The organism is Maritimimonas rapanae (genome assembly GCF_057837205.1).
This window is the reverse complement of the sequence record NZ_JBYQFI010000001.1, coordinates 1,205,437-1,218,184: the sequence shown is the minus strand read 5'-3', so window position 1 is coordinate 1,218,184 and position 12,748 is coordinate 1,205,437. Positions and strand designations below refer to the sequence as shown.

Sequence of the window (12,748 nt, the reverse complement as noted above, 5' to 3'; positions counted from 1 at the left end):
TTTGAAAAATGATAGAAGAGCAGGTAATTTTAGTAGATAAAAATGACAATAAGATTGGCTTAATGCCAAAAATAGAAGCTCATGAAAAAGCGTTATTGCATCGTGCTTTTTCTGTATTTGTTTTTAATAAGAATGGAGAGCTACTATTACAACAAAGAGCGGCAAGTAAATACCATTCACCATTACTATGGACAAATACCTGCTGTAGCCATCAACGTGATGGAGAAACCAGCATAGAAGCTGGTAAACGTCGACTACAAGAAGAAATGGGATTTGATTGTGACTTAAAAGAAGTATTCTCATTTATTTACAAGGCACCATTTGATAATGGATTAACTGAGCATGAATTAGATCATGTAATGATTGGAGAATATGATGAGAATCCAGAAGTTAACCCAGTAGAAGTTAAGGATTATAAGTGGGTAAGTTTAGAGACTGTAAAATCAGATATTAAGGCTTCACCAGAGATTTATACAGAATGGTTTAAGATTATTTTTAAAGAATATTACCAAAGATTAGTTGAAGCATAGATGAAGATTACCGTAAATAGAAAAGCACATTTTAACGCTGCACATCGTTTGTTTAGATCAGATTGGTCAGATGAGAAGAATGCTCAAGTGTTTGGTAAATGTAGTAACCCAAATTATCACGGGCATAATTATGACTTGGTAGTTTCTGTAACTGGCGATATTGACCCTGAAACAGGATTTGTAATTGATATGAAAGTATTAAAACAATTAATCAAAACTGAAGTGGAAGAATCATTAGATCATAAAAACCTAAATGAGGAAGTTTCAGAGTTTAAAGAACTAAATCCTACCGCAGAAAATATTGCCGTTGTAATTTGGAATAAGCTAAGACCACATATAAATAATTCTAAAGATTTATCGGTTACTTTATACGAGACACCTAGAAATTATGTAACCTACAATGGTAATTAACCAATGAGTTTAGACTATCCATTAAAATTTGAACCTATTCTTAAAGAGAAGATATGGGGTGGCAAAAAACTTATTACGCTTTTAAATAAAAATTCTACTAGAAATAATATTGGAGAAAGCTGGGAAATATCAGATGTTGAAGGCGATACATCAATTGTTTCTAATGGTGTATTAAAAGGAGAAAGTTTAAAAAAGCTTATAAGAGATTATAAGGATGCTTTGGTTGGTAAATCTGTTTATAAGCAATTTGGAGACAAATTTCCTTTGTTAATTAAATTTATAGATGCAAAAGAAGCATTGAGTATACAGCTGCACCCAAGTGATGATCTAGCACAAAAGCGCCACAATTCTTTCGGAAAAACAGAAATGTGGTATGTTATGCAAGCAGACGAGAATGCTGAATTGATAGTAGGTTTTAAAAAAGACTCTAATAAAAAAGAATATCTAAAGCATTTAGAGAATAAATCTTTACTTAATATATTGAATGTAGATAAGGTAAAGACTGGTGATGTATATTTTATACCTACTGGTAGAGTGCATGCTATTGGAGCAGGAGTATTATTGGCTGAGATTCAGCAGACAAGTGATATTACATACAGAGTATACGATTGGGATCGACAAGATAGTAATGGGAACTATCGCGATTTGCATACTGAAGAAGCATTAGATGCGATTGATTATAAAGCTCAAAAAGAGTATATAAAAAATTATATAAAAAAGTTAAACAAACAATCAAATATTGTTGATTGTCAGTATTTTACCACTAATATTTTTTTTGTGCAAGGAAGTTTGAATGTAAATCATTCTGACAAGGATTCTTTTGTGATTTATATGTGTGTTGAGGGTAATGTAATAATTAATGAAGTAGAACTTAATAAAGGGGAAACGGTCTTAATTCCGGCCTCGCTTAAAGACTTACAAATTAACTCTGTAGAAAAATCAAATTTATTAGAAGTATATATTAAATGATAGATTATTCTAATATAAAAGTAATTGCCTTTGATGCAGATGATACGCTTTGGGTAAACGAGACTTATTTTAGAGAGGTTGAGCATGAGTTCGCCAAGATTCTTTCTAAATACGAAACAGAGAATAAATTAGATCAAGAGTTGTTTAAAATGGAGATGAAGAATCTTCGCTTATATGGCTATGGGGTTAAAGGATTCACTTTGTCTATGATAGAATCTGCTTTAGAGCTATCAAATTATAAAATAGATCAGAAAGCAATTCAAAAAATAATAGAGCTGGGTAAGCAAATGCTTGAAAAACCTATTGAATTGCTAGAAGGAGTTGAAGAAACTTTAGAATCATTAAATGGTAAATACAGATTAATTTTAGCTACAAAAGGAGATTTATTAGACCAAGAAAGGAAGCTAGAAAAATCGGATTTAATAAAGTATTTTCATCATATTGAAGTTTTAAGTGAAAAGAAAGCTGATAATTATAAAAAGTTACTTTCACATTTAGATATAAAGCCTGAATCATTCTTAATGATCGGTAATTCGTTAAAATCTGATGTATTACCATTAATAGAAATTGGTGCAAAAGCAATTCATGTTCCATATCATACAACTTGGGCACATGAAGTAGCAAGTACCGAAGAAAATAATGTAGACTATCAAACAATTACTAAATTAACAGATGTGTTAAAATTTGTTTAGTTAATGCAAGAGTTAGATATAGAAAACTGGAATAGAAAACAGCATTTTGAATTTTTCAAACAATTTGAAGATCCTTATTTTGCAGTTACTGTGGATTTTGATGTAACCAAAGCTTATAGATACTCAAAAAAGAAAGAATTATTTTTCTTTCCATTATACTTACATGCCTGCATGAAGGCCATCAATGCTATTGACAACTTTAAATATAGAATTAGAGGTGATAAAGTAGTTGTGCATGATGTGATACATACTTCACCAACCATTGCAAGAAAAGATAATACTTTTGGATGTTCATTTATTAGATTTAGTGAAGACTTTGAAACCTTTTATAAAGCTTTTTTATCTGAAAAAGAACGAATTTTAAACTCTACTGAGCTGTTTCCAGAGGAAGAAGGTGATGACGCATGTATTTATTGCTCTGCAATGCCTTGGTTTAATTTCTCTGGTCATAAAGAACCTGTGTTAGGTATCCATAAAGAATCGGTTCCAAAACTTGCTTTTGGTAAATTCATAGAAAAAGATCGTAAACTAATGATGCCTGTTGCTATAGCAGTCAATCATGCTTTAGTAGATGGTTATCATGTAGGTTTATTTGTAGAAGAGTTTCAAAAAAATCTACATCAATTTTAATAAAATTTTAAGCAAGGTATTTACTAATTAGATTAAATTTGCACGACTAAACTTAGAATTATGGCAAGTGTAAAGAATTTAAAGAAAGATATTAATTACGTATTATCTGATATTATTGAAGAATGTTATATGTGGCAAATGCTACAAGAGGATGAAAAGAAAGCAGGTAAAGCAGAAAAAATTATAGATGAGACCATTGTTACTTTTGATGAATTGATTGAAAAAATTCATGCGAAAGATGTAGAAAATAAAAAGGCTCATTTTAAAGCTATTAGCAAAGAGTTAGAAGAAAAAGCTAATAGTTTACTTGGTAAGATTCAAAAATTATAAGTAATTTTATAGCACGATCTTATATAAGTTTTAATAAACTTTAACATATTGTCTTGTAATAAGATATTTTGTTTGTCGTTCTAACTTATAAGGTTAAATTAAAACCTGCAAGAGTATATGGCAAGAGCAATGTTTGAGTATACAAAAACGGTTCTCAAAAAAGTAAGTTTTAATGTAGAATTGTTTTGTAAAGAACTAGAAAAAGCCATTAATAGATTGCTCCCTCACGAAATAGAGGAGTTAAAAATATGGCTAACTGAATTTACTGCCAATAAGCCGGAACTTTATGTTTGCATGGCAGTAGTAAACTAACCAACAAAAAAATGGAGTTTTATTTAATTAAAGCTCCATTTTTGTTTTATATAAAGGACTCACAATTTTTACTTCACTAAAAGAAATTACACCTCTAATAATACCATCGATTGTATTTTTTAGTGCTTCAACCATTTGCATTTTTAATTGTGATTTATGATAAATAAGCGATACCTCTCTTGCCGGTGCTGGATTTTCAAATTCTTTTAATAATGACTTATCAGTTTCATTAAGGTCTAAGGTTTGTAAATAGGGTAATAACGTCATGCCTAAGCCTTCTTTAGCTAATTTTATAAGTGTTGTGAAACTTCCGCTTTGTAATTTGAAATGCTCAACATCACTAGATTTTAAGGACCTACAGATGTTTAAAATATTATTTTTAAAACAATGACCATCTTCTAGTAATAAAACATCTTCAAGGTTTAAGTCATCTACTGTAAGTTTTTCTTTTGAAGATAATCTATGATTAGAATTTAAATAGCCAACAAAAGGTTCATAGTAAAGTACACGTTCTTTTATATTATCATTTTCAAGCGGCGTGGCTGCAATTGCAGCATCTAAATGCCCATCGTTAATCTTTTTAATAATGGAAGCAGTATTTAGTTCTTCAATCTTTAAGTTAACCTTTGGGTACTTTTTAATAAAGTTTTTTAAAAAAAGTGGTAGTAGAGTAGGGCTAACAGTCGGAATAATACCTAACTTAAATTCTCCACCTACAAATCCTTTTTGTTGATCGACTATATCATTAATACGAACACTTTCATCAACAATAACTTTGGCTTGCTCAATAATTTTTTCACCAATTGTGGTAAGTTGAATAGGTTTCTTTTTTCTATTAAAAATAATAACACCTAATTCATCTTCTAATTTTTGAATTTGCATACTCAGTGTAGGTTGCGTAACAAAACATTTTTCTGAAGCAGTTGTGAAGTTCTGATACTCAGCTACAGCTAGCACATATTTTAATTGAGTAATAGTCATAATTGATAATAGTTAACAAATTTATCAATTATATTTATAATTAAAAAAATTGAAGGGTAAAAATTTAATCGAAATTCCAGAATTCCCGTTTCTTATTAAGCTCAGCTTCTTGCTTAGCATATTCTTCAGGCGAAATTACATTTAACAATGAAGGGTGCTGCTCAATTGCAAATTGAAGTTTTTCAACAATCTGTTCGACAGTTTCATTGTCATAATCAATTTCTAAAGGTTCTTTGATGACCATTGATTGTAAAACATTACGTTTTTTGATCATTAATCCTTTTTTATCGTAAGCCCTTCTAAAGCCATCAATTACAATAGGAATCACAATAGGCTTATGTTTTTTGATAATATGTGCAGTACCTCTTCTTATGGGCTTAAAAGGTGTAGTAGTACCTTGAGGGAAAGTTATTACCCAACCATCATCTAGTGCTTTTGAAATATTACTGATATCAGACATTTTTACTTGTCTATTAACCTCTTGTCCTTTACTACGCCAAGTTCTTTCAATAGAAATTGATCCTGTATAAGCAAATATTTTAGGTAAAATACCTGCTTTCATTGTTTCTAAGGCAGCCACATAGTATATATTCAATTTTGGTTGCCATAGATACCCCACATTTTTAATGTTATCATCTCTTCCGCTTAAAGCCGCATTAAATACATGGAGCATAGCTGCAACATCTGCAAAATAAGTTTGGTGATTAGAAACAAATAATACTCCATTTTCAGGAAGTTTTCTTAAAACCTCAGAGCCTTCAATATCTAATGAGTTAAATCCTCTGAATCGTTGATGCGAAATTAATCCGATAAGTCGAATAAGATTTTTCTTTATAAATAAAGCATTTCCAAATGGATCTTGTTTGAATAACTTCATATAGGGTTAGTGGTTTAGGGTAGACAAACTTACAAAAACTAGATTATTAAGATCTTAAAAGATCTTTAATTTCACTTAAGATCATTGCTGTTGCTCCCCAAACAATATGACCATTTAATTTAAAACATGGCACCTCAATGTCTTGCATATACGATGTGGTTAAATTCTTAGTAGTTAAATTACTATCATCTAACAAATCTTTTAGTTTAACTTCAATAATTGAGTTTACTTCGCTATTATTAATAAAAATAGGAGTATAGTCAATCGTTGCAATATATGGAGTTACCCAAAAATTACTAGGAGGTATATAGGTTTTACTAATTTTTCTAAATGTTTTTACATCTTTAATAATTATGCCAGTTTCTTCATTAGCTTCACGTAAGGCCGTTTCTTCTAAGTCTAGATCATTATCCTCTATTTTACCACCAGGAAAGCTTATTTGAGCTGAGTGTACGCCATTGTAAGAGGCACGTTGGGTTAGTAAAAAGTGGGTTATATTTTCTTTATCAGGATAAAAAAGCGCTAATACAGCTGATTGCTTAGGGTTTCGCTTTTCGATACTTTCCTCAGTAAATTTCAACCGTAATTCAGGCGCCATCTTAAATTGAGATACCATTCCACCCAAAGGAGCTTCTACTAATTGTGAAAGGTGTGTTAAAAAGGAATCGAAATCCATTAATTAGTTTAATTTTACGTTTAAATTAATAAGAATACAAATTTAATATTATTGTTGAGTCAAAATTTAAACTTTATGAAAGTAATTATAAAAAATTCGACTCTTAATAAAAAACAACCATGAATATAGGAATTGTTTGCTATCCTACTTTTGGAGGTAGTGGAGTGGTAGCTACTGAGCTAGGTATCTCTTTAGCAGAAAAAGGGCATGAAATTCACTTTATTACATATAAACAACCTGTTCGGTTAAATGCCTTATCTAAGAATATTCATTTTCATGAAGTTTTTGTAGAAGAATATCCACTATTTAAATTTCAACCTTATGAGTTAGCTCTATCTAGTAAGTTAGTTGCGGTAATAAAGCAATATAATCTCGAAATTTTACATGTACATTATGCAATTCCGCACGCATATGCAGCTTATATGGCCAAGCAAATGCTTAGGGAAGATGGTCTAGAAATACCTATTGTGACTACACTTCATGGTACAGACATTACTCTTGTAGGAAGTCACCCAAACTATAAAACAGCAGTTGAGTTCAGCATCAATAACTCTGACGTTGTTACTGCTGTATCAAAAAGCTTGCGTGACGATACATTACGATTATTTGATGTTAGAAAGGATATTGAAGTGATCTACAATTTTATTGATTTTGAAAAATATGCTGTTCAAAACAAAGCTGATTGTAAGAGAAGTTCATTAGCGAATGATAATGAAAAACTAATCGCACATGTGAGTAATTTTAGACCCGTAAAACGAATTCATGATGTTATAGATATATTTTATAAAGTACAGCAAAAAATTCCTTCACGATTATTAATGGTAGGAGATGGCCCAGAAAGTGAAGCAGCTGAAAAACAAGTTTGTGATTTGGGTATAGAAGAGAAAGTACTCTTTTTAGGAAATAGTGACGAAGTAAATAAAATACTATGTTTTTCAGATCTATTTATTTTACCTTCAAGAACTGAAAGTTTTGGTTTAGCAGCACTAGAAGCAATGGCTGCAAATACACCAGTAATTTCTACAAATACAGGTGGATTGCCAGAGGTAAATATTAATGGAGAAACTGGTTTTACAAGCGATGTAGGTAATATTGATGAAATGGCAAAAAATGCTATTTATATTTTAGAAAATAAGCAACGTTTAGAGCAGTTTAAAATAAATGCTCAGAATTTTGCACAACGCTTTTCTTTAGAGCGCATTTTACCTACTTACGAAGAAATCTATAAAAATGTAAAAGCAGATTGCTGTTAAGCGTTGTAGTATTCTAGTCCTTCAATCAATAATTTGCTAGGCACTTGGCAATCAATTTTATAATCACCTAAATCGTTTAGAAGAACAAAATTCACATTATTACCCGAATTCTTTTTATCGTGCTTCATTAATTCTAAAATAGCAGAATACTTACTTTTTGGTATTGTTACTTGACCAAAAATTTCTTTAAGCTTAGCCGTTACTTCTTTGAGCTTTTCTTTTGGGAAGTCTAATAATCTATGTGAAAGATATATTTCTACTATCATTCCTATTGCTATGGCTTCACCATGCGTAAGATTTCCTAAGTCAGTATTTTCTAAAAAATGGGATTCTATAGCATGTCCTACAGTGTGTCCAAAATTTAATACTTTACGTAAACTAGTTTCTTTTAAATCTTGTAAAACAATTTCGTTTTTAATTTCAATTGATCTATATATTATGGATGTTAATTCATTGTTTAATAGAGCACTATCGCTCCTTAATTCATTCCATAAATCAATATCATAAGACAAGCCATATTTGATTATTTCAGCCAACCCAGAGCGTAATTCTCGTTTAGGAACGGTATCTAAAAATTGAGTATCTATTAGTACCATTTCTGGATTACTAAATAAGCCAATCAAATTCTTTAGATTACCTAGATCTACTCCAGTTTTACTACCAACAGAAGCATCCACCATACTTAATAGTGTAGTTGGTATATTAATGAATTTAATTCCTCTTTTATAAGTTGAAGCTACAAATCCGCCAAGGTCAGTTACCATTCCTCCTCCTAGGTTTATCAACAAGCTTTTACGATCAGCTTTTAACACTGTCAATGTATTCCAAACCTCTAAACAAGTATTTATATTCTTATGTACTTCGCCAGCTTTTATTTCAATAATCTCTACTTCAATACTTTCAATTAATTGATCATTAAAGTATTGTAAACAGTGTTTACGAGTGTTTGTATCTACCAGAACAAATATTTTAGTCACTGTATTTTTAGATAGATAATCATTCAATTTCTCAAAAGAAATTTTCTGAAAATTGATATGATAATCTGTAGATTTTATTGAATTCACCTAAAGTGTTTTTTGCATAAATAAAACGCGAATTTATTGAAAAAAACTATGGTTAGTAGTTATATTTGTTAAAAACATTCTTGTAATAAATGGAAAACATTTTTGAAGACACACAAACAGCTTTTGCTCTTAAAACAGATACAGAATTAGATAGAGCTTATTTTTTGTTTAAGATGATACAAAGTGAACCTTTGGTAAGAATTGGTACGGCTATCACCAATTTTGCTTTAAAGGCCCATATGCCTGTTGAACACTTAATTAGAGCTTCGGTTTTTGATCATTTTTGTGGTGGTGTTAATGAAGAAGATTGTTTGCCAACTATTAAGAAAATGTATACTAAAAATGTACATGCTGTTTTAGATTATTCTGTAGAGGGCAAAGAAGAAGAAGAACAATTTGAATTAGTTCTAGAAAAAACATTATTGAGTATAGATTTCGCCCACGAAAAGCAAAGTATTCCGTTTGCAGTATTTAAACCAACGGGGTTCGGTCGCTTTGCTTTATATCAAAAGTTAACTGAAGGAGGAAAATTGACTACAGAAGAGAACAATGAATGGAATAGAGTAGTAGAGCGTTTTGATAAAGTTTGTAAATCTGCTTACGAAAAGGATGTGCCTCTTTTAATTGATGCTGAAGAAAGTTGGATGCAAGACGCAGCAGATGATTTAATTGAAAAAATGATGGAAAAATATAATAAAGAAAAGGCCATCGTTTTTAATACTTTGCAAATGTATCGTCATGATCGAATGGATTATCTAAGATCCTTATATAAAAAAGCTCAGAAAAAAGGATATCATATTGGTATGAAAGTCGTTCGTGGTGCTTATATGGAGAAAGAACGAGATAGAGCTGATGATAAGGGTTATCCATCACCAATTTGTAAAGACAAACAAGCTACAGATGATAATTATAATAAGGCCATTAAATTCTTTATCAATAATGGGAAATTGGCTTTGTTTGCAGGTACGCATAATGAAGAAAGTTCTTATATATTAATGCAGTTGGCTAAAGAAAAAGATGTATTAAAGCATGATCAGCGTTTATGGTTTGGGCAATTATACGGAATGAGTGATCATATAAGTTTTAATTTAGCAAAAGAAGGATATAATGTTGCTAAATACTTACCTTTTGGGCCAGTTCGAGATGTGATGCCATATTTAATAAGAAGAGCAGAAGAAAACACTTCTGTAGCCGGACAAACTAGCAGAGAATTGAGCCTTTTAAAAAGGGAGCGAAAAAGGAGGAAATTATAGTGATATCTCAAGAAGAAATAAAAGCATTGCTTTTAAAAAATAAAAAGCGTTTAGAAGTAGAGCTTAAGAACAACAAAGAGCTTTTTGCTTTATTGGTTAAATATACACATACCAAATTAACTGAAGAAGAGAAAGAACAAATGAGAGCACAGCTATTAGATACATTTAAATCTATACCTGCTTTTGCTATTTTTTTACTACCTGGAGGGATGATTTTACTACCAATAGTAGCTAAATTAATACCAGATATTATGCCAAGTGCTTTTAGAAATGATGAAGAGGAATAGTTACCTTTTACTAAATTTAGCAAGATGCTCAATTACCTCATTTTTGATTTCCTCGTATTTAGTTTGAATTAACCAATGACCTGTATCTAGCTTAACAAACTTATAATATCCTTTCATATATTGATGACTATTTTCAACAGATACATTACCAATTGCTATATCATTTTTTCCCCAAATAAATAATGTGGGAACATTTATTTCATCTAGCGTAGGAGTTTGAAAAATCTTATAATTTATTCGATAATAATTTATAGCAGCTGTAAGTGATCTCTTGTTTTTAAATACAAATAAATAGTCTTCTACTTCTTCTTTACAACTATTTTTCCAAAGCTTTCTAAATACTTCAAAGTTATTTTTACGAATACGCATTTCAGGTAAAAATGGAATTTGAAAATTTTTAATGTATTGACTCTTTTTAATCTGATCTGGGTCAGAGGTAATTGCTTGGGCAAAAGCTTTTATGTGTGGCACAGAGAGTGAAGACCAACTTAAAATCATATTAGCATTATTATGTACTACATACCAGCCAATTGCGGCTCCCCAATCATGACCTATTAAATGAAACTTTTTCTTACCTAACTTTTTAGCTATATCTATTACATCATTACTTAATTTATCTATGGTATAGTGTTTCTTTCCTTTTGGTGTTGCATCTTTACTATAGCCTCTCATATTTGGTGCAACACAATAGAAACCTTGAGGTGTAATTTCTTTCATTACCTCCATCCACATAAAAGATGTTTCAGGAAATCCATGTAGCAATATAACTAATTCATCTTTTTTATTGCCAGAAACCCTGCAATCAAAAATAAGGTTGTCAATTTGAATTCTTTCAATTTTTATCATTACTCAAATATGACTTTATCTTGCATATCAAACCATTGTTTATAATAAGGCTGATGAATTTTTTCAATAGCATTTCTCTTTACTTTTAAAGTAGGTGTCGTTAATCCGTTATCTACGTTCCAATCCTCTTTCATTATCACTACTTTTTCTACTTTTTCATGTTTTTCAAAAAGAGGATTAATATCATTAATCGTTTCAATCAATCCATTAGATAAATTTTCTTTAGCTTTTGCCTTACCTAGTTCAGATAATGTAATTAAGGCAATTGGTTGCGGAATACCTGCTCCAACTATGCATATTTGCTCTATGTCTGTGTTTTTAGCTATTTTCAATTCAATTGGAGCCGGTGATATATATTTTCCTTTATCAGTCTTAAATTGATCCTTTACACGGCCGGTAATAGTTAAATAGCCGTCGTGATCATATTCACCAATATCTCCTGTTCTTAAATAACCATCATCTGTAAATACGTTTGCCGTTAATTCAGGTTCTTTAAAATAACCTTTCATTAAACAATTATTCTTAATTAAAACTTCACCTTGTGCAGATAATTTTGCACTAGCTCCATTATAGGGTTTACCAACAGTTCCAATTTTGCTGATCGCTGGCGAGCTTCCATGAGAAATCACACAATCTTCGGTCATACCATAAACTTCAACAATTTTAATCCCAATTCTTTTATACCATTTTAAAAGACTTACAGATATTGGAGCTGCCGAAGACACAATTATTTTAGCATTTTTTAGCCCTAATTTTTGTTTAAGTTTTTTCTTAATAAGAGAATTTAAAAAAGGAATGGTAAGAATTAGATTCAGTTTTTTTTGAGGGATGGTTTCAAGAATTTTCTCTTGAAACTTTGTCCATATTCTGGGAACTGCGAAAAATATATAGGGCTGTGTTCTTTCTAGATCTGAAGCAAAAGTATCTAAGGATTCAGCAAACGATGTATTAGAACCAGTAATTAACCCAACAGTGGCCCCCATTCTTTCAGCTACATGTGCTAAGGGTAAGTAAGAAAATAAGTCCATATGATTTGGTATAGAGAATTCTCTAATCAATGTGTTAGAGCTCTCTATAAGATTACCCACAGTATGCATTACTCCTTTTGGTTGTCCAGTAGTTCCTGAGGTATAAATAATCGTATATAAATCTTTTTTATCAGGTAATGAAATACTTTTTATTTCTTTTTGAGTATTGATAATATCCTCCCAGAGTTGCCCTATAGATTCGCCATATAAACCAATACTAATTTTATGGATATTTGGGATACCAGGCTCTTGTGATTTAAAATCATCTAGTTTTCCAATAATAATGGCTTTAGCTTCGCTATGTGTTAATACCTGATTTATTGACTCAGCATTTAAAGTAGGATAGATAGGTATCGATACACAACCAGCCATCATAATGGCTAGATCACTCATAATCCAATGTGCGCAATTTTTAGATAATAATGCAATATGACTTTGTTCAGGAAGATTATATTTTTTTATAGTTGAAGCTATTTTTCTAGCTTCTATACCAGCATCTTTAAAACTATATGTAATAATTTTACCATTTATTGGTTGTTTTAAAAAATCAGCATTAGGCTTCTCTTTTTCCCAATAGAGAAAGGCTTCTAGAGGAGAGTTGAATTCCAT

The 12,748-nt window shown here is 30.8% G+C and carries 16 protein-coding genes; 10 read left to right on the top strand and 6 right to left on the bottom strand.

Translation table 11 applies throughout. The annotated features are described in order from the left end of the window. Positions 1-8 precede the first annotated feature (8 nt). The 7 genes from idi to AC3IF2_RS05830 all read left to right on the top strand — a co-directional run bounded on the left by idi (position 9) and on the right by AC3IF2_RS05830 (position 3,874). Positions 9-530: an isopentenyl-diphosphate Delta-isomerase gene (gene idi / locus AC3IF2_RS05860; RefSeq protein WP_489166138.1), complete on the top strand. Its 522-nt coding sequence runs from the start codon at positions 9-11 to the stop codon at positions 528-530. Next, positions 531-941, top strand: a complete 411-nt coding sequence (locus tag AC3IF2_RS05855; RefSeq protein WP_489166137.1) for a 6-pyruvoyl trahydropterin synthase family protein — start codon at positions 531-533, stop codon at positions 939-941. It abuts the gene before it with no gap. A gap of 3 nt (positions 942-944) precedes the next feature. Next, the gene (locus AC3IF2_RS05850) at positions 945-1,910 is read left to right on the top strand and encodes a type I phosphomannose isomerase catalytic subunit (protein ID WP_489166136.1); all 966 of its coding nucleotides are present in this window, start codon (positions 945-947) and stop codon (positions 1,908-1,910) included. Beyond that, positions 1,907-2,602, top strand: a complete 696-nt coding sequence (locus AC3IF2_RS05845; RefSeq protein WP_489166135.1) for an HAD family hydrolase — start codon at positions 1,907-1,909, stop codon at positions 2,600-2,602. Before AC3IF2_RS05850 ends, AC3IF2_RS05845 begins: the two co-directional genes overlap by 4 nt. Before the next feature lie 3 nt (positions 2,603-2,605). Beyond that, positions 2,606-3,232: a CatA-like O-acetyltransferase gene (locus AC3IF2_RS05840; RefSeq protein WP_489166134.1), complete on the top strand. Its 627-nt coding sequence runs from the start codon at positions 2,606-2,608 to the stop codon at positions 3,230-3,232. A gap of 60 nt (positions 3,233-3,292) precedes the next feature. After that, positions 3,293-3,562 carry a hypothetical protein gene (locus AC3IF2_RS05835; protein WP_489166133.1) on the top strand — a complete coding sequence of 90 codons (270 nt, stop codon included), beginning with the start codon at positions 3,293-3,295 and terminating at the stop codon, positions 3,560-3,562. A gap of 117 nt (positions 3,563-3,679) precedes the next feature. Then, positions 3,680-3,874 (top strand): hypothetical protein, encoded by a 195-nt coding sequence (locus AC3IF2_RS05830; RefSeq protein WP_489166132.1) that lies wholly within the window; start codon positions 3,680-3,682, stop codon positions 3,872-3,874. A 27-nt stretch (positions 3,875-3,901) separates the two neighbouring features. On the opposite strand, the gene AC3IF2_RS05825 is transcribed toward AC3IF2_RS05830, so the two are convergent. The 3 genes from AC3IF2_RS05825 to AC3IF2_RS05815 form a co-directional block, all read right to left on the bottom strand. Further along, positions 3,902-4,855, bottom strand: coding sequence for a hydrogen peroxide-inducible genes activator (locus AC3IF2_RS05825; RefSeq protein ID WP_489166131.1), 954 nt, complete (start codon positions 4,853-4,855; stop codon positions 3,902-3,904). Positions 4,856-4,919: 64 nt separating this feature from the next. Then, positions 4,920-5,732: a lysophospholipid acyltransferase family protein gene (locus AC3IF2_RS05820; RefSeq protein WP_489166130.1), complete on the bottom strand. Its 813-nt coding sequence runs from the start codon at positions 5,730-5,732 to the stop codon at positions 4,920-4,922. A gap of 46 nt (positions 5,733-5,778) precedes the next feature. Then, the gene (locus AC3IF2_RS05815) at positions 5,779-6,408 is read right to left on the bottom strand and encodes an NUDIX hydrolase (protein WP_489166129.1); all 630 of its coding nucleotides are present in this window, start codon (positions 6,406-6,408) and stop codon (positions 5,779-5,781) included. 119 nt (positions 6,409-6,527) lie between these two features. On the opposite strand from AC3IF2_RS05815, the gene bshA reads away from it, so the two are divergent. After that, positions 6,528-7,661 (top strand): N-acetyl-alpha-D-glucosaminyl L-malate synthase BshA, encoded by a 1,134-nt coding sequence (bshA, locus tag AC3IF2_RS05810; protein WP_489166128.1) that lies wholly within the window; start codon positions 6,528-6,530, stop codon positions 7,659-7,661. On the opposite strand, the gene aroB is transcribed toward bshA, so the two are convergent. After that, on the bottom strand, positions 7,658-8,725 hold the full coding sequence (gene aroB / locus AC3IF2_RS05805) for a 3-dehydroquinate synthase (protein ID WP_489166127.1): 1,068 nt from the start codon (positions 8,723-8,725) through the stop codon (positions 7,658-7,660). The two genes, bshA and aroB, sit on opposite strands and share 4 nt — an antisense overlap. A gap of 89 nt (positions 8,726-8,814) precedes the next feature. Between aroB and AC3IF2_RS05800 the strand changes: the two genes are divergently transcribed. After that, positions 8,815-9,978: a proline dehydrogenase family protein gene (locus tag AC3IF2_RS05800; protein WP_489166126.1), complete on the top strand. Its 1,164-nt coding sequence runs from the start codon at positions 8,815-8,817 to the stop codon at positions 9,976-9,978. After that, a complete protein-coding gene (locus tag AC3IF2_RS05795; protein ID WP_489166125.1) occupies positions 9,978-10,265 on the top strand; it encodes an LETM1 domain-containing protein in 288 nt (95 codons plus the stop codon). Before AC3IF2_RS05800 ends, AC3IF2_RS05795 begins: the two co-directional genes overlap by 1 nt. Here the strand turns inward: AC3IF2_RS05795 and AC3IF2_RS05790 are convergent, their stop codons facing one another. Further along, positions 10,266-11,111 (bottom strand): alpha/beta hydrolase, encoded by an 846-nt coding sequence (locus tag AC3IF2_RS05790; protein ID WP_489166124.1) that lies wholly within the window; start codon positions 11,109-11,111, stop codon positions 10,266-10,268. After that, entirely contained in the window at positions 11,111-12,748 is a 1,638-nt protein-coding gene (locus AC3IF2_RS05785) for an AMP-binding protein (RefSeq protein ID WP_489166123.1), read from the bottom strand. Before AC3IF2_RS05785 ends, AC3IF2_RS05790 begins: the two co-directional genes overlap by 1 nt.

Coding starts and splice junctions, on each gene's coding strand:
- AC3IF2_RS05830 (WP_489166132.1), top strand. CDS start 3,680: ATGGCAAGAGCAATGTTTGAGTATACAAAAACGGTTCTCAAAAAAGTA.
- AC3IF2_RS05855 (WP_489166137.1), top strand. CDS start 531: ATGAAGATTACCGTAAATAGAAAAGCACATTTTAACGCTGCACATCGT.
- AC3IF2_RS05845 (WP_489166135.1), top strand. CDS start 1,907: ATGATAGATTATTCTAATATAAAAGTAATTGCCTTTGATGCAGATGAT.
- AC3IF2_RS05835 (WP_489166133.1), top strand. CDS start 3,293: ATGGCAAGTGTAAAGAATTTAAAGAAAGATATTAATTACGTATTATCT.
- AC3IF2_RS05785 (WP_489166123.1), bottom strand. CDS start 12,748: ATGGAATTCAACTCTCCTCTAGAAGCCTTTCTCTATTGGGAAAAAGAG.
- bshA (WP_489166128.1), top strand. CDS start 6,528: ATGAATATAGGAATTGTTTGCTATCCTACTTTTGGAGGTAGTGGAGTG.
- AC3IF2_RS05790 (WP_489166124.1), bottom strand. CDS start 11,111: ATGATAAAAATTGAAAGAATTCAAATTGACAACCTTATTTTTGATTGC.
- AC3IF2_RS05815 (WP_489166129.1), bottom strand. CDS start 6,408: ATGGATTTCGATTCCTTTTTAACACACCTTTCACAATTAGTAGAAGCT.
- AC3IF2_RS05840 (WP_489166134.1), top strand. CDS start 2,606: ATGCAAGAGTTAGATATAGAAAACTGGAATAGAAAACAGCATTTTGAA.
- AC3IF2_RS05850 (WP_489166136.1), top strand. CDS start 945: ATGAGTTTAGACTATCCATTAAAATTTGAACCTATTCTTAAAGAGAAG.
- AC3IF2_RS05820 (WP_489166130.1), bottom strand. CDS start 5,732: ATGAAGTTATTCAAACAAGATCCATTTGGAAATGCTTTATTTATAAAG.
- AC3IF2_RS05825 (WP_489166131.1), bottom strand. CDS start 4,855: ATGACTATTACTCAATTAAAATATGTGCTAGCTGTAGCTGAGTATCAG.
- AC3IF2_RS05800 (WP_489166126.1), top strand. CDS start 8,815: ATGGAAAACATTTTTGAAGACACACAAACAGCTTTTGCTCTTAAAACA.
- idi (WP_489166138.1), top strand. CDS start 9: ATGATAGAAGAGCAGGTAATTTTAGTAGATAAAAATGACAATAAGATT.